The sequence below is a fragment of the Uliginosibacterium sp. TH139 genome (genome assembly GCF_002855595.1).
Taxonomy (GTDB): Bacteria; Pseudomonadota; Gammaproteobacteria; order Burkholderiales; family Rhodocyclaceae; genus Uliginosibacterium; species Uliginosibacterium aquaticum.
This window is the reverse complement of the sequence record NZ_PKRR01000001.1, coordinates 507,482-530,981: the sequence shown is the minus strand read 5'-3', so window position 1 is coordinate 530,981 and position 23,500 is coordinate 507,482. Positions and strand designations below refer to the sequence as shown.

Below are 23,500 nucleotides of genomic sequence, written 5' to 3'. Positions count from 1 at the left end.
TCGTGCATGAACCAGCGCCGCTCGCGCCCTGCTGGCTGGCTGGCCTGGCTGGGCCTGTGCTGCCTGGTAGCGGCCAGCCCCGCCCATGCCGCGCCGGAGCGCTTCGAGGACACGCTGTGCGTGACTGCCAAGTTCTCGCAGGGGCAGCCGCTCTCCGAGCTGCCGATGCTCACCGATCTGGGCGTGAAGTGGGTGCGCGACACCGTCGCCTGGTTCGACATCGAAAAGCGGCCGGGGCAGTACCAGGCCTTTCCGCCGGAGTTCCAGCAACGCCTGGATTTCTATCGCCAGCACGACATCGGGCTGGTCATGCTGCTGGCCTACGACAATCCGCTGGCCTACCCGAACACCCCGGCCAAGCCCGGCAACTCGGCCGATCCGGTGGCCTACGGACGCTATGCTGCCGAGATGGCGCGACGCCTGCGCACGCAGGGCCTGCGCTTCGTGATCGAGTTGTGGAACGAGCCACACAACGATCTCTTCCACAAATTCGGCGGCAACTGGAATGGCGCACCGCCCTCGCCCTGGGTGGATCACTACCTGCGCATGGTGGACGAGGCTACCCAGCGCATCAAACTCTTTGACCCGAGCATCCGGGTCATCACCGACGATGACATGTGGGTAATCCACTACCACTTCCTGGCGCGCGGGCTGACACGCCAGATCGATGGCTTCGCGATCCACCCCTATACCGGCGGCGACATCCCGGAACTCACCGCCGTGACCTATGACACCGACTGGACCCGCCCCTACCAGGTGGTAGACCCGGACCGCAGCTTCGGCTCGGCGATGCGCCGCCTGCGCGAGTTCGGCAGTCAGAAACTCGGCAAGCGCCCCGAAATCTGGATCACCGAGTGGGGCTGGGGAGTCGGCGAGAAAGCGCCTCTCGGCCCGCTCAGTGAAGAGGCCGTGGCCACCTACCTGCCACGGGCTATGGTCCTGGGGGCCGCCACCGGTGCCGAGGCGACCTGCTGGTTCAGTACCCGTGATTCGGTGGACGGGCCGATGGGCCTGACCGACAACAACAGCCGCCCGCGCCCGGCCTATTACGCCTTCCGCGATCTCCACGCCAAGCTCGGCAAGGCGCGCTATGTCTGCCCGCTCAGCACCCAGAGCGGCAGTGGCGCAGCCATGGCCTATCTGTTCCGCGATGCCAAGGGGCCCCTGGTCGCGCGCTGGGATGCTTACCCGGCGGTGCAGGGTGCCGGCAAGCTCAGCCTCGAGCGCCCCGCCACTGCGCCGGCGTGCGCGCGTTCATGAGGCCGGCGCCATGTCCGGGCACAGCACCAGCCTGCATCACCCCAGCCGCTCCGACGCAGCGGAGCGGCCAGCCATGAACACGCGCGCCCTGCCCTCGCAACACACCGATCTACTCTTCGTGTACCTCGCCTATGCACTGCGCTACCTCTACCTGTTGATCCTCACCCCTTTCTATGGACGGGTGCTCGGCGTGGAGGGCTATGCCCAGGTGCTGGCCGCCATGTCGCTGATGAACATGGTGTGGCTCTTCGTCAGCTGGGGCTTCGTAGCGGCCGGCGGACGCGAGATCGCCACCGCGCCGCGCAGCGGCTATGGCGGCATTTTCTGGCAGCACGTGTCCGCACGCGCCCTGCTGTCGACCCTGGCCCTCGGTGGTGGCATCGTTGCCACCCTGGCCTCGCCGATCCTCGCCAGCCACCCGGTGATCGGCGTCTGTGCGGTGCTGCTGGGCATCGTTTCGGCCTACAACCTGGGCTGGTATTTCACGGCCAGCGAGCGCCCGCGCCACACCGTAAAGCTGGAGGTGCTGGGCTTCGTGCTGAGCCTGATCCCGATCCTCAGCCTGGTGCGCGCGCCCGGCGATGCCTGGGTGGTGCTGGCCTGCCTGCTGGTTTCCGGCGTACTGGCCCTGGCCCTGGCGCACTGGTGGGTACGCCACGAGATCAGCCCGGCGCGTTTCTCGCCGGCAGCCGGGCTGGCGCTGGTGCGCAGCAGCAGCACCCTGTTCGTGTACACCTGCAGCTCGACCCTGCTGGTGGCCTCTTCCACCTACCTGCTGAGCCTGCTCTCGAGCGGCAGCGAAGTGGGCAGTTTCGGCGCCGCCGAACGCCTGGTCAGTGTGGGCCTCAGCGTGATGGGCCCGGCCAGCCAGATCTTCGTACCGCGCATCACGGCCCTGTTCCTGCACGACGAGGGCGCGGCCTTCCGCATGGTGCGCAAGGCCGCCCTGCTGCTGGGCGGTATCGGCCTTGCAGGCCTCGTGGCCAGCCTGCTGCTGGGGCACTGGGTGGTGCGCCTGATCTTCGGCGCCGGTTTCGAGGCCAGCGTCCCGGTGCTGCATCTGCTGGCCATCGTGTTTCCGCTGGCCGCCATCAACCAGATCATCGGCGCCTATGTGCTGGTGCCACAGCACCGCGAAGGTCTGCTGACCCGCGTGACCCTCATCGGCGCCGGCCTCAGCCTGCTCTGCGCCATCCCGGCCGGCCTTGCCTGGGGCGCATTGGGCATGGCTGCCGCGCGTGTCGGCGGCGAGCTGGCGGTGGCCGCCATGCTGCTGCTCACCAGTTGGCGCATGGGCATCCTGCAGCGCCTGCTCGATCCTGAAAGCGAGAAAACCCCATGATCCAGAACCCGCTGCCACAAGCCTTCGTGATCGTCGCCACCAAGGGCCGTCCGGTCGAAACCGCTAACCTGCTCGGCTACATCGCGGCACAGAGCTATCTGCCGCTGCGCACCCTGGTGGTGGGCGCCGACGCGGCCGACGTGGCGGGCCTCGGCAGCCATCCGCTGGTGCATGGCGGGCAGGCAGAAGTTCTCGTGTGCGGGCGCGCCGGCCTGACCCTGCAGCGCAACGCCGGCCTCGATCGCCTTGCCGCGCTGGTCGATGAACTCAAGCCGGCAGACTGGTTCGTGGCGTTCTTCGATGATGACTTCCGCCCGGCCAGCAACTGGCTGGTGTCTTGCGCCCAGCGCTTCGCGCAGTCAGCAGAGGTGGTCGGCCTGTGCGGCAACCTGCTCGCCGATGGCATCCACTCCAGTGGTTACGATGAGCAGACCGCGCGCGATTACCTGCTCGGCAAACGCGCACCGGAATCCCACTGGGCCCATGGCAAGCAGCTGACCGAGCTGGTCGACGGCCTCTATGGCTGCAACATGGCCTATCGTGGCCCCATCGCGATTGCCCAACGCTTCGACGAGAAGCTGCCGCTCTACGGCTGGCAGGAAGACATCGACTTTGCCGGCCGCGCCCGCCGCTACGGCAAGCTGGTGTGCGAGCCGGCTTGCCGCGGGGTGCACATGGGGGTTCAGGGCGCGCGTACCAGCGGCCTGCGCTTTGGCTATTCGCAAATCGCCAATCCGGTCTACCTGATCCGCAAGGGCAGCATGCGGACCAGCTTCGGCGCCCGCCTGGCGGCCCGCAACCTGGCCTCGAACCTGTTCAACTCGCTGCGCCTGAATCGCCGCAAGGATTACGCCGGCCGCCTGCGCGGCAATTTCCAGGCCCTCGTTGATGCTGGCCTCGGTCGCCTGCACCCCGAACGGGTGCTGTCCATCCGCTAGGACACACGATGAGCCTCGAATGGATCGGTGTCGTGTTCCTGCTGCTGGGAGCCGGCCTGCTGTGGTCGGCCCCCGAGCGCCTGCTGAGCCTGCAGATCGTGGCCTGTGTATTCGCCGGCAGTGCGGCCTTCAGCCTGCCGGCGCTGGGCGGCGCCACGGTGGCGCCCGGTTTTGCGGTGCTGCTGCTGCTGGCGCTATGCGTGCTGAAGTTCGGCCACCTGCACAGCATGTTCGAGGCGATGGCACCGCGCCAGCCCGGCTTCCCGTTGTTAATGCTGGTGGTGTGGGGCTTCGTGTCGGCGGCGGTGCTGCCGCGCCTGTTCGGCGGCGAGGTGGACGTGGTGTCGATGAACCGCTCAAGCGTGGTGCTCGGCGCCGTGCCGGTCGAAACACTCGCGCCGGGCTCTGGCAACATCACTCAGAGCGTGTATGCGGCCGGTGAGCTGGTGGTGTTCGCCGTGGCCCTGGTCTTCCTGCGCCTCGAAGGCGGGCTGGAGCGCGCCGGGCGCGCCATGCTGTGGCTGGCCGGGCTCAATCTGATCGCCGCAGTGATCGATCTGGGCGGCTATTACAGCGGCCTTGGCAATCTGCTCGAACCGCTGCAGACGGCGAACTTCGCCTTCATGCCGGAGGCAGCCTTTGGCAATGTGAAACGCATCAACGGCACCTTTCCGGAAGCCTCCGCCTTCGCCGGCTTTACCCTGCCGCTGATGGCCTTCTGCTACGTGCTGTGGCGCGAGCGCTGCTGGCCGCGGCTGAGCGGGCCGCTCGCCCTGGGCAGCCTGCTGGCCCTGCTGCTGGCCACCTCCAGTGCCGGCTACGGCGGCCTCGGCGTGTATGCCGCACTGGTTCTGGTGATCTCTTTCTGCGAGGGCTGGCGCCCGGGCGGGCACACCCATCTGTGGCATTACCTGGGCCTCGGCCTCGCGGCGGCGCTCGTGATCGGCGCCATCCTGGCCCTGCTGCCGGCCGTGCGCGAGCAGGCCTGGGACATCATCGAAAACACCCTGCTCTACAAATCCAGCTCCTCCTCGGCAATCGAACGCGGGGAATGGAACCAGATTTCCTGGCAGGCCTTCCTCGATACCTGGGGACTCGGTGCCGGCATGGGCAGCGCCCGCGCCTCAAGCCTGCCAATGGTACTGGTGTCCAACGTAGGCCTGCCCGGCAGCCTGCTGTTTCTAGCCTTCCTCGCCCGCGTGCTGCTGGCGAAACTGCCGGCCGGCATCGATGCCACCCAGCGTGCGCTGGTCATCGCCGCGCGCCACGGCGTGCTGGCAGCACTGATCATCGCCAGCCTGGTCGCCTCGGTCTTCGATCTGGGCGTGATGTTCTACCTCCTGTGCGCCATCGCCTGCTGCCCAGCTCTGCTGTATGTGCCGCGCCGCACTCCGCAGGCAAGGCCGGTGATGGCCAGTGACGGGGTCTTCGCATGACGGCCTCCGTCCCGCTACCCACGCCCAGCGCCACCCGCCCCGGCCTCGCCTGCGGCCGTTACCTGTTCTTCAACCCGCTGCTGCGCACCGCGATGCGCCTGATCGATGCCCTCACCGGCCTGCGGCACAGCCTCGCCCGGCCCATGCCGGCCAGCCTCGCCCCCGACCGCATCCTGCTCTGCATGCAGGCCCACATCGGCGACCTGATTTATGCCAGCGCCGCCATCCCGGTGCTGCGTGCAGCTTTCCCGGCCGCGCGCATCGATTTCCTGGTCCATCCGGCCGCCGCCCACTTGCTGGCCGAGCACCCCGAGCTGGGCCAGATCCACAGCCTGACCCACTGGAAGCTGGACCGCTCCGGCCAATCACTGTGGCGCCGCCTGCTGCGCTACCTTGGCGCGCGCCGCACGCTCCTGCAGACCCTCCGCGCCAACCACTACGCGCTGGCCGTCGATCTCTACGCCTACTTCCCCAACAGCATCCCGCTGCTCGCCAGTGCCCGCATCCCGCTGCGCCTGGGCTGGGCCAGCGGCGGCTTTGGCGGCCTGCTGAGCCATGCGCGTGAATGGGACTGCGCCGGCCAGCACATCCTCGAGTGGCATCGCCGCCTGCTTGCCCAGATACCGGCCTGCCGTCCGCATCTGGGCCATCTGCAAACCTCCTGCCCACTGCCCGCCACGGCCCTCGCACGCAGCCGCGAGCTGCTGCAGGCGGCCGGCATTCACTCGCCCTTCCTGTGTTTTCACGTTGGCGCTGGTGGCGCGCACAAACAATGGCCGGAACCCGCCTGGCATGAACTGGCCCTGGCCTGTGCCGCGCGTGGCGAGCGCATCGTGCTGCTCGGCTTCGGCCCAGCTGAAGAAGCCTTGGCACAACGCATTGCCGCACGCGTGCCGGCAGCGGCCGTGAGCCTCGCCGGCCAGCTCGATTTCACGCGCCTTGCCGGCTGCATCGCCCAGGCCCGTCTGTTCGTCGGCCTCGACTCGATGGGCACCCATCTTGCCGCCGCGCACGCCATTCCGGTCGTCGGCATCTATCCCGGCATCATGGACGGTAGCTGGCGCCCGGCAGGTCGCCATAGCCGCATCATCACCACCCCCAAGCCCTGTGCTCCGTGCTTCCTGCCCGCCGGCTGCGCAAGCATGGCCTGCCTGCGAGAAACCCCGGCCAACGCGGTGTTCGCAGCCATCGAGGCCAGCCTCGGCGAGCAGGTGGAGGCCGCCCATGCCTGAGGCCCGCGAGATCCTCATCAACGGCCGCTTCCTCGGCCGGCGCCCGACCGGGGTGGACCGCTTCGCGTTCGAACTGCTGCGCGCACTCGATGATTGGCTGGAGGAGCGGCCGCATCCCACGCTGCGTTTTCGCATCCTGGTGCCGCAAGGCGTGAGCGCCCGTTTCCGTCATCTCGCCGTGGAAACCTGCGGTCGGCGCCAGGGTCTGCTGTGGGAGCAGCTTGAGCTGCCGCTGGCCGCCCGCGGCCTGCCACTGCTGAGCTTGTGCAATGCCGCGCCACTGTTCAAGCGCCAGCAGATCGTGACCCTCCACGATGCGGCCCCGGCGCAGGTGCCGGAATCCTATGGCCGCGCCTTCCGCCTCTGGTATCGCCTGCTGATGCCCTGGCTGGGCAGCATCGCACCGCGGGTGCTGACCGTATCGCAGTTCTCGGCTCGCGCCATTGCCACGGCCTACCATGTGCGCGCCGACAAGATCCGGGTGCTGGCCGAGAGCGGTGAGCACATGCTGCGGGTGGCGGCCGATGCCGGCCTGCTGGAGCGCCATGCGCTGCTCAGCCGGCCGTACGTGCTGGCCGTGAGCAGCATGGTGCCGCACAAGGGGTTCGCCACCCTGGTGCGTGCCGTGGAATTACTCGGGGCGGACTGCGGCTTCGATGTGGTGATCGCCGGCGGCACCGATCCGCGCATCTTCGCCGGCGCCAGCCTGCCCGGCTTCGTGCGACATGTCGGCTATGTCACAGATGGCGAGCTGCGCGCGCTCTACGAGCACGCGGCCTGTTTCGTCTTCCCGTCCTATTACGAAGGCTTCGGCCTGCCCGCTGCCGAAGCAATGGCCCTGGGCTGCCCGGTGATTGCGGCCAATGCGGCATCGATCCCGGAAGTGTGCGGCAGTGCCGCGCGCTACTTTCCGGCCGGCGATGCCCAGGCGCTGTCCACCCTGCTGCAGCAGAGTCTGCGCGACGAAGCCTGGCTCCGGGCTGCGCGCGATCGCAGCCTGGCTCAGGCCACGCACTGGCGCTGGCGCGATTCAGCCAGCCAACTGCTGGCAGCCCTGACATGAAGCCGGCACCGCTCTCGCCCAGCGAAGTCGAAATCGTCACCGTGACTTACGGCGAGCGCTGGGGACTGCTGCGCCAAGTGATCAGCGCCGCCCTGAGCGAGGGCGCAGGCGGCGTAACAGTGGTGGATAACGCCGCCGCGCCGGGCCTCGCCGGACGCATCGCCGCCGAGTTCGACAGCCGCGTACAGCTCATCCATCACAGCACCAATCTCGGCTCGGCCGGCGGCTTCGCGGCCGGCATGCGTGCCGCGCTGACCCGCACGAAGCGCTTCATCTGCTTGCTCGATGATGACAACGTGCTGGCACCAGGCTGCCTCGCGAGTCTGCTTGCCACCTACACTGCACAGGACATGCCGAGCGCGCCAGCGCACTCGGCTGTACTGGCCTTCCGCCCCGAGCATTACGTGGCCGGCTCGCTGGCGCAGCAACAGCGCGAGCGCAGCAGCTACCTGGGTTTTCATGTGGCCGATATCGGCCACAAGCTGCTGCGCCATCTGGGCCACTGCTGCGCACCACAGTCACAGGGCGGCGAAGTGCGCTGGGGGCCATGGGGCGGCCTGCTGTTCCACCGCGCCGTGCCCGAGAGCATCGGCCTGCCGCGTGCCGATTACGTGCTCTACAACGACGATATCGAATGGACCCTGCGTCTCACCGACGCCGGTGGCCGCATCGTGCTCGACCGGCAGGCGCGGATCGTGGACGTCGATCAGTCCGGCCATGCCGCCGCCAACTATCCGAACGTGTTCGTGGCCCTGCTGACCGGCAGCAGCGACATGCGTATGTACTACGAATTCCGCAATCGCTCACACCTGGAACAGCTGCGCAACCGCAGACCGGACCTCGTCATGCGCGTCAATCGCCTGCTCTTCTGGCTCATCCTGCAGATCTATGCACTGGCACTGGGGCGCCCGCAACGCCTGCGCCTGCTCAAGGCGGCCCGCCACGATGGCGAAAGCGGTCGTCTCGGCACCTGCCCTGCCTATCCCCTGCCAGCCTGCAACGGGGAGGCCGCATGAGCAGCCGCCCGCGCCAGCAATGGATCGATGTGGCCAAGGGCCTCGGCGTGGTGCTGGTGGTGCTCGGCCACAGCCCGCTGGTCGGCTATGGCGCGCTACGCGGGCTGATCTATTCCTTTCACATGCCGATGTTCTTTGCCATCGCCGGCCTCACCCTGTGCAATCTCAGCCCGCGCCAATGGCTGATCCGGATCGGCTCGCTGGTATGGATCTACGGCATCGTATCGCTGGCCTTCCTTCCCCTGGCGCTGGGCCTGGACAGCAATTTCGTGCCGACCCCGCAGCCACGCCTGCTGCATGTGCTGCTGGGCATCCTGTACGGCACGGCTACCAGCCTGCGTGTTGATACCCTGTGGTTCCTGCCCGCCCTGGCCCTGGGCATGCTGCTGGCCTGGCCGCTGATCCGCCTCTGCGAGCAGCGTCCGGCCGCTCAGCAGGCGGGCTGGCTCAGCGCCTGCGCCCTGCTGCTGATCGGCATCGGCGCCGCCTGCCTGAATGACATCGACAAGAGTCCGCCGCTCAAGCAGATGACCTGGCACGGCGCAGGATCAAACGCCCTGCTGCCCTGGTCGGCTAATGTGGTGCCCTTCATCAGCGGTTTCATTCTGCTCGGGCGCAGCTTCATGGCCTGGCCCGCGCCCAGCGTGCGGGCCCTGTGGTACTTGCTGCCACTGTGGGCGCTGGCCTTCAGCCAGTCCGCACGTCAGCTGCTGCCGTGGACCCTCGAGCTGGCCCACGCTCAAATCGGCCCGACCCCGGCGTGGACGGCCTTGACCGCCCTCGCCGGCACCCTCAGCTTCCTGCTGCTGGCACGCCACGCACTAGGCGGTGCGGCCCCCGCCGCCTGGCTGGGCCGCAGCAGCCTGCCAATCATGGTGCTGCACCCGATGCTCCAGCACGCCATAGCCAGCCGCAGCGACTCTCCCTGGCTGGCGCTGCTGGCCCTGATCCTGGCCATCCTGCTGCCGGCTCTGTTCGACCATGCCGTGCTGAACCGCCACAGCCTTGGCCAGTTTGTTTTCTACCCGCGCAGCTTGATCCGGAAACTCTGCCATGGCGCCCCCTGAAACGCACGCTGCCACGCCCGCACGCCTCGCTTGGCTGGATGCCGCCCGCGGCATCGGCATCGTACTGGTGGTACTAGGCCACATCCTCGGCGGCCTGCGAGACGCCGGCCTCATCGAACGGAGCGGCTTCGGCGCCCACCTGTTCTACGCGATCTACAGCTTTCACATGCCGCTGTTCTTCTGGCTGGCCGGCAGTCTCGTGGACGCACGACTCGCCAAGGGCTGCGGACGCTTCCTCCAGGCCACCCTGATCGGCGTGGTGTGGCCTTATTTCCTGTGGGGCTTCCTGCAAAGCCTCGCCAACCATCTGGGCTCGGCCTACACCAACCATCAGTACCCCTTCGACGCGCAGCGCCTGATTTCCTTTCTGTGGCAGCCGCCGGCCCAGTTCTGGTTCCTCTACGCCCTGTTCCTGCTGCACCTGCTCGCCCTGCTCAGCCGGCACATCCCGCGCGGCCTGTGTCTGGGCGCAGCCAGCGCGCTGTCGCTCGCTGCCCTGTGGGCCTGGCCGGAGAGCTCCAGCATCTTGGTGTGGACTGCCATGCCGGCCTGGGCCTACTTCGCCGGCTGCCTCCTCGGCAATGCCCCGCTGTGGCCCGGCGAGGCCGCCCTGCGTCGCGTCGCGCCCGTGCTGGTGCCGCTGCTGCTGCTGGCCTGCGGCACAGTCTCCATTCTGGTGCAGGACCACGGCGACGCGCCCGGCCTCAATCTCCCGATCCTGCCCGCCACCCTGGCCGGGGTGGGCGCCGTGATCCTCGCCTGCCGCTGCTGGGGCCAGCACCTGAGTGGGTTGCAATGCCTGGGCCAGTTCTCCATGAGCATCTACGTGCTGCATGTACTGATCGTGGCAGGCACCCGGATTGCTTTGGTCAAACTGCTGCACATCGAAGCCCTGTGGCTGATCCTGCCCAGCCAGCTATTACTGGGCATCGGCGTTCCGCTCGCGCTGGCGGCACTGGCACGACGCTGGAATATCAACCGCCTGCTCGGCCTCGGCTGAGCTCAGGAGAGTGTCATGAAGATAGCCATCGTCCATGAATGGCTGGCCACTTACGCCGGCAGCGAGAAAGTTGTCGAACAGCTCCTGGCCCTCTATCCGGAGGCTGACCTGTTCGCGGTAGCGGATTTTCTGCCGGACAATCAGCGCGCCTTTCTCGGCGGGCGCACGCCAGTCACCAGCTTCATCCAAAAGCTGCCGCGCGCGCGCAAGTGGTTCCGCCACTACCTGCCACTGATGCCGCTGGCCATGGAGCAGCTCGATCTGTCAGCCTATGAGCTGATCATCTCCAGCAGCCATGCAGTGGCCAAAGGCGTGCTCACCGGGCCGAACCAAACCCACATCTGCTACTGCCACTCACCGATCCGCTATGCCTGGGATCTGCAGCATCAATACCTGCAGGAATCCGGCCTCACCAGCGGCCTCAAGGCCTGGATCGTGCGCGCGCTGCTGCACTACATGCGCCTGTGGGATGTACGCACCGCCAACGGGGTGGATCACTTCATCGCCAACTCAGCCTTCATCGCCAAGCGCATCCGCAAGGTGTATGGCCGCGAGGCCGCGGTGCTGCATCCACCGGTGGATGTCTCCGGCTTTGCCCTGGGCGGCGACAAGGAGGACTTCTATCTCGCCGCCTCACGCATGGTGCCCTACAAGAAGATGCCGCTGATCGTCGAAGCCTTCGCCAGGATGCCCGGGCGCCGCCTGGTGATGATCGGTGACGGGCCCGAGTTCGAGAAATGCCGCGCCCTCGCCACCCCCAACGTGAGCCTGCTCGGCTACCAGAGCTTCGAGGTGCTGCGCGATCACATGCAGCGCGCGCGCGGCTTCGTCTTCGCAGCCGAGGAGGATTTCGGCATCACGCCGGTCGAAGCCCAGGCCTGTGGCACTCCGGTGATTGCCTTCGGGCGCGGCGGGGCGCTCGAAACAGTGATTGCCACCGGGGACCCAGCCGAGCACACCGGCCTGTTCTTCGCCCGCCAGGATGTAGACGCGATTTGCGCCGCAGTGGAGGCCTTCGAGGCCGGCGCCGGCTTCGATCCACTGGCCTGCCGGCGCAATGCCGAGCGCTTTGGACATGCCCAGTTCCGCCAGCGCTTCCAGCAACTGGCCGAGACATACGCCCCAGCATGATCAACCCGGCGCGCGATCAGCTGGTCGGCCTGCAGCAGCTGCGCTTCATCGCCGCGCTGCTGGTGTTGATCCACCATGTGCTCGAAGAGCTGCACGCCAGCCCGCTGGTGATGCTGCCCAAGTTCATCACCACGGTAGGCGCCTGCGGCGTCGACATCTTCTTCGTGATCAGCGGCTATGTGATGTGGCACAGCACGCGCGGCTTCTCGCCCGAAGTCACGGCCGGGGATTTCATGCGCCGCCGGATCCGCCGCATCTTCCCGATCTACTGGTCCTTCCTGTGCCTGATCCTGCTGCTGTGGAGCAGCGGTCTGGCCTTCCGCTCGCTCGAATACTCCCTGCCGCGCTTTCTGTCCTCGATCTTCCTGCTGCCGGGGATTGCGCGCGAGGAGCCCATGGTCATGGGCGTGGCCTGGACGCTGGTCTACGAGATGTACTTCTATGTCCTGTGCAGCCTGACCCTGCTCTTTCCACGCGTACGCTGGCGGCCCGCCTGCATCGCCATACTCATGCTGGGGGTGCCGGTGCTGGCAGGCCTGGCCGGCCTGCAGCACGCCGAGGCCTGGTACAGCAGCCCGCTGATCATCGAGTTCGGTTTCGGTCTGCTGCTCGGAGCTTCCGGCCTGCGCATCCCACTCGCCTGGCGCCCCGCGCTGCTGAGCCTGGCCGGCCTGTGCGTCCTGTTTGCCACCCACCTGTTCGGCGGCGAATACACCGGCGGCCTGGCAGACACCTACCGCTGGTGGGCCTGGGGCCTGCCGGCCCTGCTGGTGGTGGCCTGCAGCCTCTCTGGCAGCTTCTGCGGAGGTCGTGCCGGCGCCTGGCTGAACCGCATGGGAGACGCCTCCTACACGCTCTACCTGAGCCACACCTTTGTCATGATCGCGCTGGCGCGTCTGCTCAAATCAGGTGGCGGCGATCAGCTAACGATCGTAATCCTCAGCGGCAGCCTCAGCGTGATGGCTGCCTGTCTCTTCGCTGCCCTGCTGTATTTCCGGTTTGAGCAACCCCTCACCCGCCAGTTGCAAGCCCGCAAGTGTTAGCCCACTCCAATGCCGGCATTCGAGCCACGCTACCTTCGCTTTGAAAACAGTCCGCGTGCCCTTCCCGGCAGGCCGGAGCTGCTCGACTACTGGCACAGCATCCGCAGCCGAAAATGGCGGGTGCTGGCAGCTGGCGTCCTGCTGGCGGTACTGGCGGGCCTCGCCAGCCTGCTCATAACGCCCTTGCACGAAGCCGAAGCCCTGCTGCTGATCGGCGACAACCCGGGGCAGCTGCTATCCCTCGACGACCTCAGTGAAGTACAGGGCGGGCGCAGTCATTTCGTAACCCAGGCGGAATACCTCGGCGCGCGCAGCCTGGGCCTGCGCGTGGTGGACAGCCTCAAGCTGTGGGACGAGGCCGAGTTCGATCCGCGCCGTGCCCGCCCCGGCCTGCGCGCCCGCCTGCTGGGGCTCATCGGCAAGACCCCGGAAGCCATCGAATGGACACCTGAATTGCTCACCGAGGTGACCTGGCAGCGCTATGCCAGCCGCCTGCAGGTAGCGCCGGTGGGCAAGAGCCAGCTGCTGGCGATCCGCTTCTATGCAGCCGATCCGGCGCTGGCCGCGCGGGTGGCCAATGGCGTGGTGGATAACTATCTCGGCGCCCTGCTCGAAACCCGTATCCTGAATGCCGAGCAGGCCGGTGAAGTCCTCAGCCAGCACGAAGCCCAGCAACTGCAGAACCTCAAGTCCTCGGAACGCGCCCTGCAAGCCTTTCGCGAACGGCGCGGGCTGGTGGACCTGGGCGGCAACGGCCAGGCCCTCGTCGCCCAGCGCATCACCGATCTGGGCATCCAGCTGGCCAGCGCCCGCAGCCGCCGGATCAGTGCCGAGAGCACCTGGGAGCAGGCCCGCACAGCCGCCCCCGACGAGCGCGCGCGCCTGCCCGGTGTGCTGGGCAATGCCGATGTGCAAAACGCGCGCGGCGTAAGCGATCTGGCCCGCCAGAATCTGGCCCGCCTGCAGGAGCGCTACGGCAGCGAGCATCCACGCCTGCGCGAAGCAGCGGCCGAGCTGGCCTCCGCCGAGGAGCGCCTGAACAGCCTGATCAGCGTGGCCCTGGCCGGACTGGAAGCGGACGCCCAGCGTGCCCGTACCAGCGAACGCATGCTGCAGGCCGAACTCGACAGCGCCCGCGCCGTGGTGCAGCGGCTCAATCGCGATGAAGCCGCGCTGGCCGCGCTGGAGCGTCAGGTCGCCAGCGACCGCAGCTATCACGCTCGCTTCAGCGTGCGGAACAAGGAAGTCAGCGCCCAGCGCGATCTGCGCGGCGATCCGGCCCGCCTGATCCAGTCGGCAAGCCCTCAGCTGCGCCCGGTGAGCCCGAACCGGCCACGCCTGATCCTCACTGGTGGCGTACTGGGCCTGCTGCTCGCGGCGCTGCTCGCCATCCTGCGCGATCGCCTGGCGCTCGGTGTATTCAGCGCCAGCGAGGCGGAGCGACGCTTTGCCCATCCGGTGCTGGCCGAACTGCCCTGGGTGTCGCTGCCCTGGGTCCGCAGCCTGGCCACGGTTCAGGTGGACGCACCGCTGAGCCGCCTCGCCGAGAGCATCCGCAGCCTGCGCTCAAGCATATTGCTGGCCGATCTGGACCTCAGCTGCCGGCGCACCCTGATCACCTCCAGCGTCGCCGGCGAAGGCAAGAGCACCATCAGCGCCAATCTGGCACTCGCCATGGCGCAGACCGGGCCGTGCCTGCTGATCGATGCCGACCTGCGCCGCGCCGGCCTCACTGAACAGCTCGGCGTACAGCGCGAGCTGCCGGGCCTGGGCAATCATCTGCAACTGGGGGTGGAGGTGGAGCGCTGCATCCATCGCCTGATCGGCAGCGATCTGGATGTGATGCCAGCCGGTCTGGCCCTGACGGAGCCGCTCGAAGCGCTGCAATCGCCGCGCATGGTGGAGCTGCTCACGCAGCTGTCCACCCGTTACGCCAACATCATTATTGATTCACCACCGCTGGCACCGGTCAGCGACGCCCTGGCCCTGGCCCCGCTGTGCACCCGCTGCCTGCTGGTAGTGCGGGCCCGCGACACCGTGCACCCGCTCTCCGCGCGTTCGCTGCGCCGCCTGCAACGTGCGCGCGGGCGCATCCTCGGCCTGGTCTTCAACAACGTGACTTCACCGCCCGGCCCCACCGCAAGCGGGCTGGCCATGCAGCCGGCAATCAGCGAGGCCTGAGGGGCTCACCCGCCCAGCATCCTAGAAACGGAAGCTCGCAGCCAGCCCGAAGGACGGCGTGTTGTCCATGTACTGGGTGCTCACAGCGTTGCCATCGCGATCTTCAACCTTGAGGCGGCCGTTGAGCATCATGCCGGCGTAGGCGTCGAGGCTCACGACCGGCACCGGCTTCCAGGACAGGTGCAGGAACACCGGCACATAGCTCAGCTGACCGACGCCGCCGGCCGAGAAGGCATTGTCTTCAGCGAGGCGGAAGCGCGAATTACGCCAGGAGCCGCCCAGACCCAGTTCCACGCCAGGCGTCACGCGATAAGCCAGCTCGAGGCCGGCCGGCCCGGACAGGCCCAGGCCCAACGGGTTGAACAAGCGCCATTGCTCGTTGAAACGCCAGTCGACCATCACGAAGGGGAAGAACTCGGTGTCCTTGTCCAGGGTGCGCGAAGCCGTCAGGCCGAAGCCGATGCGCTGGCCCTGACCGAACTGCTTGTTGGCGCCCGCAATCAGGCCCCAGGCCAGCGAATCGCTGCTCTTGGCATCCTCCTCGCCGGCCCATTCGGCGCGCGGCGTCAGCATCATGCTCCAGCCGTCCGACAGGCTGCGGTTCAGCGGCAGGCCCAGCGACAGACGCTGCACATCCTGCCAGGGCGCGGCACGCGTGCCCTCGAAAGACCAGAATTCGTGATCGCCGCGCAGTTGCAGGCCCAGCGTGGTGCCGGCGCCGATCGCTGCGGTGTGGGAGAAAGACAGCTGAGTGTTTTCCACCGAAGTCGAGCCGCCCCCGGACAGGTTGGCTTCATTCAGATGGACCTGGCCCAGCGACACGCTGGTGCCCGCCATCTGGGCCTGGGCGCAGGCGCCCCACAACAGGCAGGTGGCGGCGAGAATCTTGCGGACGGTCATGAGCAGCTTTCGGGGAAAGAGAGGGAGGACGGCGTTAACCGGGCGTGTGACACAGACCGGAGAACAAAGTTCATTGCCCGATCATGCCCGGGCGAGCCGCTTCAGGCCAGCTCGCCAGAGCAGCGGTCCACCGCGCCAGATGGGGCCGTGCCTGTGAGGGTGCCTGCGACCGAATCCAGCCCGAAAAAAAGAGCTCCGGCGCGAGCTTGTCATGGCGCACCCGTCGGAGTCACGAAGGCGGTTTGGGCCACATAGGCTCCACGCCACCTCGGCCCCCGGCGGAAAAGCCGGCCCTGCAAGAGCAGAGTTTCCAATTTTCAGTAATTCCTGAAACTTGTGATAGGCTTGATCCAGATCAATAAACAACAGAGAGCTGGGCATGACTCCCCTTGTCCGCAGTTTCGTTTCGCACTTCGGCGAGATGGGTTCCCGCTGGGGCATCAACCGCACCGTGGGGCAGATCTACGCGCTGATCTACGTCTCCGCCGAGCCGATCAATGCCGACCAGATCGCCGAGGAACTGGAGTTTTCGCGCTCCAATGTCAGCATGGGCCTCAAGGAACTGCAGGCTTGGCGGCTGGTGCGTCTGCGCCATTTTCCGAACGACCGGCGCGAGTATTTCGAGGCTCCCGGCGACGCCTGGGAGGTGTTCCGCACCCTGGCGGAAGAGCGTCGCCGCCGCGAAATCGAGCCGACCCTGTCGATGCTGCGCGCCGCGCTGATGGACGAAGCTGCCAGCGCTGAGGATCGCCACGCCCAGGAGCGCATGCGCGACATGCACGGCCTGATCGAGCAGCTCACCAACTGGTTCGACGATATCCAGCGCCTCGACAGCGCCACCCTCAGCAAGCTGATGGGCATGGGCTCCACCATCCACAAGCTGCTCGACTTCACCGACAAGATCAAGCGCGCCACAGGCGCCAAGCCACGCACTTAGCCCCGTTTCAGCGCAGCACAGAGAACCGACATGGACGCCCTCGACCCCCTCCTCCTGGCCCGCCTGCAGTTCGCGGCCAACATCAGCTTTCACATCCTGTTTCCCACCATCAGCATCGCCCTGTGCTGGGCATTGCTGTTCTTCCGCTGGCGCTGGATCCGCAGCCGCGACACGGCCTGGCTGGAAGCTTACCGGCTGTGGACCAAGGTCTTCGCGCTGACTTTCGCAATGGGCGTGGTCTCGGGCATCACCATGAGCTTCCAGTTCGGCACCAACTGGCCCGGCTACATGCAGCGGGTCGGCAATATCGCCGGGCCGCTGCTGGGCTACGAAGTGCTCACCGCCTTCTTCCTCGAAGCCACCTTCCTCGGCGTGATGCTGTTCGGCCATGACCGGGTATCCGAGCGGCTGCACCTGGCCGCCACGGCGCTGGTGGCGCTGGGCACCACGGCTTCGGCGTTCTGGATCCTGGCCCTGAATTCCTGGATGCAGACGCCGGCAGGCTTCTATGTCGAGGGCGGCCAGTACCATGTAGCGAGCTGGCTGGCGGTGATCTTCAACCCCTCCTTCCCGTATCGCTTCGGCCATATGCTGCTGGCTTCCGGGCTCACCGCGGCCTTCCTGATCGCCGGCCTGTCGGCCTGGCAGATCCTGCGCGGACGGGCCAGCGCCGCTACCGGCGTAGCGCTGCGCACCGGTCTCTTCGCAGCCGCGCTGCTGATCCCGCTGCAGATCCTGCTGGGCGATCTGCACGGCCTCAACACCCTTAAGCATCAGCCCCAGAAGATCGCCGCGATCGAAGGCGTGTGGCAGACCGAGCGCGGCGCACCGCTGCTGCTCTTCGCCCTGCCGGATGAAAAAACCCGCAGCAATCACTTCGAGATCGGCATCCCGAAGCTCGCCAGCCTGATCCTGACCCATGACACGGCCGGCGAGATCCGCGGGCTCAACGAGTTCGAAGGCCGCCATCCGCCGGTGGCGCCACTGTTCTGGGCCTTCCGGATCATGGTCGGGGTGGGCGTGCTGATGCTGCTCGCCAGCTGGGTCGGAGTCTGGGCGCTGCGCCGCGCCGGGCGTGCCGAGGCCCTGCCACGCCCCTTGCTGCGCCTCCTCACGGCGATGAGTTTCTCCGGCTGGGTCGCGACCCTCGCCGGCTGGTATGTCACCGAGATCGGCCGCCAGCCCTGGCTGGTGTTCGGCGAACTGCTCACCGCCGATCTGGTCGGCCCGGCACCGGCCGCCACCATCGCCGTCTCGCTCACGGCCTATCTGATCACCTATGCGCTGCTTCTGGCCGCCTATGTCAGCGTCCTTTTCTACATGGCCGGCAAGGCCGGCCAAGCCGCAGGAGATGCAGCATGAGTTTCGATCAGTTCCTGCCCGTATTCTTCTTCGCTGTGCTGGGTGTGGCGATGCTGCTGTATGTGCTGCTCGACGGTTTTGATCTCGGCGTGGGCCTGCTCCTGCCACTGGTCGAGCGGGCCGAGAAGGACGCCATGATCGCCGCCATTGGCCCCTTCTGGGACGCTAACGAAACCTGGCTGGTGCTCGGCGTGGGCATCCTGCTGATCGCCTTTCCGCAAGCCCATGGTCTGATCCTCGGAGCGCTCTACCTGCCGGTCACGGCCATGCTGATCGGCCTGATCCTGCGCGGGGTGGCCTTTGATTTCCGCGTCAAGGCACGCGACCAGCACCAGGGCCTGTGGGACCTGGCGTTCTTCGCCGGCTCGCTGACCGCCTCCCTCGCCCAGGGCTGGATGCTTGGCCGCTACATCAGCGGTTTTGCCGAAGGCGCCGGGCCGCTGGCATTTGCCGGGCTGATCGCGCTGGCCCTGCCGGCCGCCTATGTGCTGCTTGGCGCCTGCTGGCTGCTCCTGAAGAGCGAAGGTGCACTGCAGGAAAAGGCGCAGCGCTGGGGTCGCCGCGCCCTGCCGGCGGTGGCGCTGGGGCTGATCCTGATTTCGCTGGCCACCCCCTGGCTCAGCGACACGGTGCGCGCCAAGTGGTTCGCAATGCCGGTCTTCCTCGCTCTGCTGCCGATTCCACTGGCTTGCGGCGCGGCCCTGCTGGGCCTGGGCTGGGTGCTGGGGCGGCCCAGGGTCCGCGAAGAATTTGCCTGGCTACCCTTCGTGCTGAGCATCTTCGTGCTGCTGATGGGTTTCTTCGGCCTCGCCTACAGCCTCTATCCCTACATCATCATGGACCGCCTGAGCCTGTTCGAGGCCGCCGCCTCCACCCCGGCGCTGACGGTGATCTTCATCGGCACAGTGATCACCGTGCCGCTGATCCTGGCCTACACCGCCTTCTCCTACTGGGTGTTCCGCGGCAAGAGCAGCAGCCTCAGCTACGGTTGATACGGTGGCAGACTGCAGGAGTGGCCGACGCCACGCCTGCATATGCCCGCCGAATGCCAGATGCACTCACAGATGGATGCCGCCTGAAGCTTCCAAGCGCTGGCCATTGACCCAGCCGGCTTCGTCCGACAGCAGCAGCGCCATCAGGCTGCCGATGTCGTCGGCCTGGCCAACACGCCCCAGCGCAGTCTGGCCGGCGATCATGGCGTTCAGCTGCGGGTTGTTACGCACGGCTGCACCGCCGAAATCGGTCTCGATGGCACCCGGCGCGATCACATTGGCCGCAATCCGGCGCGGCCCCAGCTCCAGCGCGAGGTAGCGCGTGAAGACTTCAATGGCCCCCTTCATGGCCGCATAGGCTGCATAGCCCGGCAAGGAGAAGCGGGCCAGGCCGGAGGACACATTGAGAATGCGGCCGCCCTCGGCAATCAGCGGCAGCAAGCCCTGGGTCAGGAAGAACACGCCCTTCAGATGCACATTCACAAGCTGGTCGAACTGCGCCTCGCTGGTCTCGGCGATGCTGCCATACACGCCCATGCCGGCATTGTTGAGCAGGTAATCGAACTGACTGCGCTGCCAGCGCGTCTGCAGTGCATTGCGCAGCTCGGCGATGAAAGCCGGGAAGCTGGCGACATCGCCAGCTTCCAGTTGCAGGGCCACGGCCTGCGCGCCCAGCGCCTCGATCTCGGCCACCACGGCCTGCGCTTCGGCCACCTGGCTGCGATAGGTGAGGATCACGTCGACGCCGCGCGCGGCAAGCTTGAGGGCGGCGCTGCGACCAAGGCCACGGCTGCCACCGGTAATGAGGGCGATCTTGCGAGTCATGCTGAGCTCCTTGAGTGGGCTTGGCTCGGGTTGAGCCAGTGAAGCCAGTCTATTGACCAGAACATCAGCGATAAACACCACACAATTGACTAAACTGTTCGCATTCCACGAACAGTGATCCGGAACATGAATCAACTGGACGCCATGCGTATCTATGTGCGCGTTGCCGAGCTGGCCAGCTTCACGAGCACCGCCGAGCAACTGGGCCTGCCCAAGGCCAGCGTTTCGGCCGCCGTGCAGCAGCTCGAGAACCTGCTCGGCACCCGCCTGCTGCACCGGACCACGCGCCGCGTCCAGATGACCCAGGACGGCCAGGTGTTCTACGAGCGCAGCCGCGACATGCTGGCCGACATGGAAGAGCTGCAGGGCCTGTTCCGCGCCGGCCCCACGGAGCTGCGCGGGCGCTTGCGGGTGGACATGCCGCAGGCTGTCGCGCGCGATCTGGTCATCCCGCAGTTGCCGGCCTTCCTCGCCGAGCACCCGGGGCTGGAGATCGAGCTCTCTTCCACCGATCGGCGCGTCGATCTGGTCCGCGAAGGTTTTGATTGCGTACTGCGGGTGGGCACCCTGAGCGACTCCAGCCTGATCGCGCGGCCGCTGGGCCACTACCGCATGGGCAACTTCGCCAGCCCGGCCTACCTCGCCCGCTACGGCACGCCGCACACGCTGGCCGAGCTGGCCGGCCACCAGCTGGTGAATTACGTGCCGACCCTCGGCGCCCGCCCGGACGGTTTCGAGTATGTGGATGCACAGGGCCACACCCAGAGCATTCCCCTGCCCGGCGCGTTGAGCGTCAACGCCACCTTTTCCTACGAAGGCGCCTGCCTTGCCGGGCTGGGCATCATCCAGGTGCCGCGTGCCGGCGTGCGTGGCCACCTTGAGGCCGGTCGCCTGATCGAGATCCTGCCGGCCTTCACGGCGCCGGCCATGCCGGTCTCCCTGCTCTACGCCAATCGCCGCCACCTGCCGCGCCGGGTCCAGGTGTTCATGCACTGGCTGGCCGGCCTGATGGCCGAAAGACTGGCAGTCGACTGATCCAGCGCAAAGCTTGCAGCGCGCCACCAGACTGACACTAAAGTCGTAGCAGGCAGGGTCGATATACCTGCCGGCAGCGGCCAATGAGCGCGCGGCTACAAGCCCCCGCCGGATCGCCAGAGCGGGTGACGACAAGAACGCAGGACGAGTTGCAGACGGGGGGAAAGCGGCGGCCAGGGCCAGCCGCTTTCGGCAGCAATGAAGGAAAGCATCAACTACTGGACGGTGGCTTGCCACAAGCCGCAGCAGGGCAACAAGATGCCTCGCCTGAGCGACTGCCGCTTCATCTCGGTCAGCGGCGAAGTGCGCGACTACTCTGCCCACGCCATGATCGACAACGCCCAGGTCGCGCTGAACTTTGCCGAAGCAATCCGGGCCGAAGGGCTGCCGGCATCAGTGGCGGGGCAGCAACTGGTGGTCGAGCCGGTGCACATCCTGATCTGCCCGCAGGAAAAACGTCGCCTGCTCAAACGCATCGAGGAGCAGTCCAAAGCCGTCGATGGTTTCCTGACCCGCCGCGCCCTGGCGATGCTTTAGAAGCTGTTCACGATCTGTCGCGAGAGGCCGTCAGCAGAGTGAAGCGCCGCACAGGAACCGGAGTTTATGTTGATAAATCAGGATTCCGAGCAGCGCATGAGCCCTGATCACGGCCTCGCAGTAAGATCGTGAAGAGCTTCTTAGGGTCGCCTTCAGCCGGCCGGACGAGGACGGAAAAAGGCCTGCGGCTCAGCCGCTGCGACGCATCCGCCGCTGTGTTCTGCCGCCTCCAGGGCCCGAACGCCTGCTTCAGGATGAGCGCGCCGCCCTGTGGCAGAACGCCCGGCCGCCTCACAAGCGGAACTGGGCGACCAGCGCCTGCAGTTGCTGCGAGAGCTGATGCAGTTGCGCGGCATTGCCCGCGGCCGACTGGACGGCCACATCGGTCTCCGTTGTCATCCGCGTCACCTGCTCCGCCGCCCGCGCCATCTCGTTGGTGGCGGCCGACTGCTCGCGGGTGGCCTCGGCAATGTCACGGATGCCGCGCACCACCTGGTTCATCTGCGCATCGATGCCGCCCATGCGCTGCGCCACCTGGTGCGAGGTGCTGACGCCCTCCACCACCGAGCGCCGCGTGCTGTCCATGTCATCGAGCGCCGAAGCGATCTCGCGGTGATTGGATTCGATGAGCTGGCCGATCTCCACGGTGGCCTTGCCGGTGCGCTCGGCAAGCTTGCGCACTTCATCGGCCACCACGGCAAAGCCCCGCCCCTGTTCGCCCGCGCGTGCCGCCTCGATGGCCGCATTCAGGGCCAGCAGATTGGTCTGCTCGGCGATCTCCTTGATCACGCCGATGATGCTGGTGATCTGGGTGGAGCTGGTGCCAAGGCGGCCGAGCGTGGCCGAGAGCTGTTCGACCGAGCCGGATATGCGGTCGATGCCGGCCGCCAGTTCATCCACAGCGGCGGCCGATTCCTGCGAGATGCGACCCGTGTTGATGGCGGTCTGCTCGGCTTCCTGGGCGTTATCGGCGATGTGGTTGATGCTCACCGTGATTTCTTCGATCGTCGCTGCCGTCGAGGTCGACAGATCTGCTTGCTTCACCGAATCGGTCGACAAGGTGCGGGTCGCCTGCTCAAGGCTGTGAACGGCACTTCCCATCTGGGTGGATTGCTCACGCACGGCGAGGAACATCTCGCGCAAGCTCGCCGTGAAGCGGTTGAAGGCCTCCGCCGTGAGGCCGATTTCATCGCGATGCGCAATCGGCAGGGTGCGCGTCAGGTCGCCGCCGCCGGAGGCGATCTCGATCAGCGCATCGCGCAGGCGGTTGAGGCCTCCCAGCAGACGTGCCAGGGCCAGATTCGCCACGCCTACCGCTACGCCGCCAAGGATCACGCCCAGCGCCAGCAGCAAGACCAGCATGCCCTTGAGCGGCGCGAAGATCTTGTCGCGGTCGATCACCGTTCCCAGCAGCCAGTCCGTACCAGCGACCGGCGTGATGCTGACGAGGCTGGCACGGCCATTGATCTGCATCTCCTCCAGCTTCCGGGCGCCGGCAAGGCGCAGCAGATCCTCGCTCGCCAGCCCTGGCAGAATCTCGCTCACCGGCTTGAGCGTGCTTTCGCCGGCCGGGTGCGCCACGATCTTGCCGTCACGCGTCACGAGGAAGGCATAGCCCTCGCCGTTGAGCTTGATGTCCTGGGTCAGCTTGATGATGTCTTCGAGCGCTATATCGCCGCCCACAACCCCCACCACACTCTGATTCTCAAGCACCGGCGCAGCGAAGGTCACGCCGAGCTTCTTGGTCGACGAGAACACGTAGGGCGCGGTAAGAACGGCCGTTTTCTCCTCACTGGCCTTCTTGTACCAGGCGCGCGAAGTCGGGTCATAGCCTTCGGGAGGCTTCTTCTCCGGGTTGTGATAGTGCATGCGCTTGTCGGCAAAGCCCGCGAAGGTCTGGTCAAAACGCCCGCCCTCCTTGCCGATCTGGAGCGGCAAATAGGGTTCGGTGCTGCTGCTGACATGGCTGGCCGCGGCCTGGATCGCATCGCTGCGCTGCACGGCCCAGCGGCTCAGCGCCTCGCCACTGCCCACCACAGCAGCCTGGATCTCGCGTTCGACCCCGTTGGTGATCTCCTCCTGCATGCGCAGATAGGCCGCGGTGGACAGGATCAGGATGATGGCCGTCACCAGTGCGGTGACGAAGAGGATCAGGCGGGAGCGGAGAGTCATGGCTGTACGCGGTGAATTGAACATACGGGGA

20 protein-coding genes are annotated in these 23,500 nt (G+C 66.8%); 17 read left to right on the top strand and 3 right to left on the bottom strand.

Annotated elements, in window-relative coordinates; translation table 11 throughout:
• Nucleotides 1–6 precede the first annotated feature (6 nt).
• The 12 genes from C0V76_RS19830 (at nt 7) to C0V76_RS02410 (ending at nt 14,709) form a co-directional block, all read left to right on the top strand.
• Nucleotides 7–1,260 (top strand): hypothetical protein, encoded by a 1,254-nt coding sequence (locus tag C0V76_RS19830; RefSeq protein WP_158239115.1) that lies wholly within the window; start codon nt 7–9, stop codon nt 1,258–1,260.
• A gap of 73 nt (nt 1,261–1,333) precedes the next feature.
• Entirely contained in the window at nt 1,334–2,602 is a 1,269-nt protein-coding gene (locus C0V76_RS02460; protein WP_158239114.1) for an oligosaccharide flippase family protein, read from the top strand.
• Nucleotides 2,599–3,540 carry a glycosyltransferase family 2 protein gene (locus C0V76_RS02455; protein WP_101940754.1) on the top strand — a complete coding sequence of 314 codons (942 nt, stop codon included), beginning with the start codon at nt 2,599–2,601 and terminating at the stop codon, nt 3,538–3,540. The genes C0V76_RS02460 and C0V76_RS02455 overlap by 4 nt, the downstream gene beginning before the upstream one ends.
• 8 nt (nt 3,541–3,548) lie before the next feature.
• The gene (locus C0V76_RS02450; RefSeq protein WP_101940753.1) at nt 3,549–4,976 is read left to right on the top strand and encodes a hypothetical protein; all 1,428 of its coding nucleotides are present in this window, start codon (nt 3,549–3,551) and stop codon (nt 4,974–4,976) included.
• A complete protein-coding gene (locus C0V76_RS02445) occupies nt 4,973–6,208 on the top strand; it encodes a glycosyltransferase family 9 protein (RefSeq protein WP_101940752.1) in 1,236 nt (411 codons plus the stop codon). Before C0V76_RS02450 ends, C0V76_RS02445 begins: the two co-directional genes overlap by 4 nt.
• Complete coding sequence (locus C0V76_RS02440) at nt 6,201–7,271, top strand: glycosyltransferase family 1 protein (protein WP_101940751.1); 1,071 nt, start codon at nt 6,201–6,203, stop codon at nt 7,269–7,271. The genes C0V76_RS02445 and C0V76_RS02440 overlap by 8 nt, the downstream gene beginning before the upstream one ends.
• Complete coding sequence (locus C0V76_RS02435; protein WP_101940750.1) at nt 7,268–8,287, top strand: glycosyltransferase; 1,020 nt, start codon at nt 7,268–7,270, stop codon at nt 8,285–8,287. The genes C0V76_RS02440 and C0V76_RS02435 overlap by 4 nt, the downstream gene beginning before the upstream one ends.
• On the top strand, nt 8,284–9,354 hold the full coding sequence (locus C0V76_RS02430) for an acyltransferase family protein (protein ID WP_158239113.1): 1,071 nt from the start codon (nt 8,284–8,286) through the stop codon (nt 9,352–9,354). Before C0V76_RS02435 ends, C0V76_RS02430 begins: the two co-directional genes overlap by 4 nt.
• Nucleotides 9,341–10,354 carry an acyltransferase gene (locus tag C0V76_RS02425; RefSeq protein WP_101940749.1) on the top strand — a complete coding sequence of 338 codons (1,014 nt, stop codon included), beginning with the start codon at nt 9,341–9,343 and terminating at the stop codon, nt 10,352–10,354. Before C0V76_RS02430 ends, C0V76_RS02425 begins: the two co-directional genes overlap by 14 nt.
• A 15-nt stretch (nt 10,355–10,369) precedes the next feature.
• Complete coding sequence (locus C0V76_RS02420; protein WP_101940748.1) at nt 10,370–11,485, top strand: glycosyltransferase family 4 protein; 1,116 nt, start codon at nt 10,370–10,372, stop codon at nt 11,483–11,485.
• Nucleotides 11,482–12,528: an acyltransferase gene (locus tag C0V76_RS02415; RefSeq protein ID WP_101940747.1), complete on the top strand. Its 1,047-nt coding sequence runs from the start codon at nt 11,482–11,484 to the stop codon at nt 12,526–12,528. The genes C0V76_RS02420 and C0V76_RS02415 overlap by 4 nt, the downstream gene beginning before the upstream one ends.
• Nucleotides 12,529–12,537: 9 nt before the next feature.
• Nucleotides 12,538–14,709, top strand: a complete 2,172-nt coding sequence (locus C0V76_RS02410; protein ID WP_101940746.1) for a polysaccharide biosynthesis tyrosine autokinase — start codon at nt 12,538–12,540, stop codon at nt 14,707–14,709.
• Between the two features lie 21 nt (nt 14,710–14,730).
• On the opposite strand, the gene C0V76_RS02405 is transcribed toward C0V76_RS02410, so the two are convergent.
• A complete protein-coding gene (locus tag C0V76_RS02405; RefSeq protein ID WP_101940745.1) occupies nt 14,731–15,609 on the bottom strand; it encodes a DUF6268 family outer membrane beta-barrel protein in 879 nt (292 codons plus the stop codon).
• Nucleotides 15,610–15,988: 379 nt separating this feature from the next.
• On the opposite strand from C0V76_RS02405, the gene C0V76_RS02400 reads away from it, so the two are divergent.
• The 3 genes from C0V76_RS02400 to C0V76_RS02390 are packed head-to-tail and all read left to right on the top strand — an operon-like array spanning nt 15,989 to nt 18,900.
• Nucleotides 15,989–16,546, top strand: coding sequence for a GbsR/MarR family transcriptional regulator (locus C0V76_RS02400; RefSeq protein ID WP_101940744.1), 558 nt, complete (start codon nt 15,989–15,991; stop codon nt 16,544–16,546).
• Nucleotides 16,547–16,576: 30 nt separating this feature from the next.
• Complete coding sequence (locus C0V76_RS02395) at nt 16,577–17,908, top strand: cytochrome ubiquinol oxidase subunit I (RefSeq protein WP_101940743.1); 1,332 nt, start codon at nt 16,577–16,579, stop codon at nt 17,906–17,908.
• The gene (locus tag C0V76_RS02390; protein ID WP_101940742.1) at nt 17,905–18,900 is read left to right on the top strand and encodes a cytochrome d ubiquinol oxidase subunit II; all 996 of its coding nucleotides are present in this window, start codon (nt 17,905–17,907) and stop codon (nt 18,898–18,900) included. The genes C0V76_RS02395 and C0V76_RS02390 overlap by 4 nt, the downstream gene beginning before the upstream one ends.
• Nucleotides 18,901–18,966: 66 nt before the next feature.
• On the opposite strand, the gene C0V76_RS02385 is transcribed toward C0V76_RS02390, so the two are convergent.
• Entirely contained in the window at nt 18,967–19,725 is a 759-nt protein-coding gene (locus tag C0V76_RS02385; protein WP_101940741.1) for an SDR family NAD(P)-dependent oxidoreductase, read from the bottom strand.
• Nucleotides 19,726–19,851: 126 nt separating this feature from the next.
• Here C0V76_RS02385 and C0V76_RS02380 point away from each other — a divergent pair, with 126 nt between their 5' ends.
• Nucleotides 19,852–20,760, top strand: a complete 909-nt coding sequence (locus tag C0V76_RS02380) for a LysR family transcriptional regulator (RefSeq protein ID WP_101940740.1) — start codon at nt 19,852–19,854, stop codon at nt 20,758–20,760.
• A 198-nt stretch (nt 20,761–20,958) separates the two neighbouring features.
• Nucleotides 20,959–21,297 (top strand): hypothetical protein, encoded by a 339-nt coding sequence (locus C0V76_RS02375; protein WP_101940739.1) that lies wholly within the window; start codon nt 20,959–20,961, stop codon nt 21,295–21,297.
• 291 nt (nt 21,298–21,588) lie between these two features.
• On the opposite strand, the gene C0V76_RS02370 is transcribed toward C0V76_RS02375, so the two are convergent.
• Nucleotides 21,589–23,469, bottom strand: coding sequence for a methyl-accepting chemotaxis protein (locus C0V76_RS02370; protein WP_101941028.1), 1,881 nt, complete (start codon nt 23,467–23,469; stop codon nt 21,589–21,591).
• Between the last annotated feature and the right edge of the window lie 31 nt (nt 23,470–23,500).

Excerpts from the sequence above, each read along its gene's own strand:
- C0V76_RS02410 (WP_101940746.1), top strand. The coding sequence starts at position 12,538 with ATGCCGGCATTCGAGCCACGCTACCTTCGCTTTGAAAACAGTCCGCGT.
- C0V76_RS02385 (WP_101940741.1), bottom strand. The coding sequence starts at position 19,725 with ATGACTCGCAAGATCGCCCTCATTACCGGTGGCAGCCGTGGCCTTGGT.
- C0V76_RS02390 (WP_101940742.1), top strand. The coding sequence starts at position 17,905 with ATGAGTTTCGATCAGTTCCTGCCCGTATTCTTCTTCGCTGTGCTGGGT.
- C0V76_RS02420 (WP_101940748.1), top strand. The coding sequence starts at position 10,370 with ATGAAGATAGCCATCGTCCATGAATGGCTGGCCACTTACGCCGGCAGC.
- C0V76_RS02380 (WP_101940740.1), top strand. The coding sequence starts at position 19,852 with ATGAATCAACTGGACGCCATGCGTATCTATGTGCGCGTTGCCGAGCTG.
- C0V76_RS19830 (WP_158239115.1), top strand. The coding sequence starts at position 7 with ATGAACCAGCGCCGCTCGCGCCCTGCTGGCTGGCTGGCCTGGCTGGGC.
- C0V76_RS02395 (WP_101940743.1), top strand. The coding sequence starts at position 16,577 with ATGGACGCCCTCGACCCCCTCCTCCTGGCCCGCCTGCAGTTCGCGGCC.
- C0V76_RS02460 (WP_158239114.1), top strand. The coding sequence starts at position 1,334 with ATGAACACGCGCGCCCTGCCCTCGCAACACACCGATCTACTCTTCGTG.
- C0V76_RS02425 (WP_101940749.1), top strand. The coding sequence starts at position 9,341 with ATGGCGCCCCCTGAAACGCACGCTGCCACGCCCGCACGCCTCGCTTGG.
- C0V76_RS02445 (WP_101940752.1), top strand. The coding sequence starts at position 4,973 with ATGACGGCCTCCGTCCCGCTACCCACGCCCAGCGCCACCCGCCCCGGC.
- C0V76_RS02455 (WP_101940754.1), top strand. The coding sequence starts at position 2,599 with ATGATCCAGAACCCGCTGCCACAAGCCTTCGTGATCGTCGCCACCAAG.
- C0V76_RS02430 (WP_158239113.1), top strand. The coding sequence starts at position 8,284 with ATGAGCAGCCGCCCGCGCCAGCAATGGATCGATGTGGCCAAGGGCCTC.
- C0V76_RS02415 (WP_101940747.1), top strand. The coding sequence starts at position 11,482 with ATGATCAACCCGGCGCGCGATCAGCTGGTCGGCCTGCAGCAGCTGCGC.
- C0V76_RS02450 (WP_101940753.1), top strand. The coding sequence starts at position 3,549 with ATGAGCCTCGAATGGATCGGTGTCGTGTTCCTGCTGCTGGGAGCCGGC.
- C0V76_RS02440 (WP_101940751.1), top strand. The coding sequence starts at position 6,201 with ATGCCTGAGGCCCGCGAGATCCTCATCAACGGCCGCTTCCTCGGCCGG.
- C0V76_RS02435 (WP_101940750.1), top strand. The coding sequence starts at position 7,268 with ATGAAGCCGGCACCGCTCTCGCCCAGCGAAGTCGAAATCGTCACCGTG.
- C0V76_RS02370 (WP_101941028.1), bottom strand. The coding sequence starts at position 23,469 with ATGACTCTCCGCTCCCGCCTGATCCTCTTCGTCACCGCACTGGTGACG.
- C0V76_RS02400 (WP_101940744.1), top strand. The coding sequence starts at position 15,989 with ATGACTCCCCTTGTCCGCAGTTTCGTTTCGCACTTCGGCGAGATGGGT.
- C0V76_RS02375 (WP_101940739.1), top strand. The coding sequence starts at position 20,959 with ATGAAGGAAAGCATCAACTACTGGACGGTGGCTTGCCACAAGCCGCAG.
- C0V76_RS02405 (WP_101940745.1), bottom strand. The coding sequence starts at position 15,609 with ATGACCGTCCGCAAGATTCTCGCCGCCACCTGCCTGTTGTGGGGCGCC.